Here is a 265-nt window from a genome sequence, read left to right as displayed (position 1 = left end):
TCACCGAGGTAAAGCCGTGGGCGATGGCGGAGGCGCAGGTCGCCTCGTCATTGCCGTGGTCCTGGTGCATGCAAAGCGGGATGTCGGGATAGGTCCGCTCCAGCGCGTCGATCATGTGCGAGAGCATGAAATCGCCGGCATAGCTGCGCGCCCCGCGCGAGGCCTGGATGATGACAGGCGCGTCGACCTCGGCCGCGGCCTGCATGATCGCGATGCCCTGCTCCATGTTGTTGATGTTGAACGCCGGCACGGCGTAGCCGTGGGT

General features: G+C 65.7%; 1 protein-coding gene. It reads right to left on the bottom strand.

Features of this window, described 5'->3' with window-relative positions; genetic code table 11:
* The coding region (locus FVA95_RS29905) for a class II fructose-bisphosphate aldolase (protein WP_193564460.1) at nt 1-265 on the bottom strand (265 nt) is incomplete at both ends.

Origin of the sequence: Pseudonocardia sp. EV170527-09 (assembly GCF_008369905.1) — a bacterium.
Classification (GTDB): domain Bacteria; phylum Actinomycetota; class Actinomycetes; order Mycobacteriales; family Pseudonocardiaceae; genus Pseudonocardia.
The sequence above is the reverse complement of the archived record's forward strand: the minus strand, read 5'-3'. Positions and strand labels throughout refer to the sequence as shown.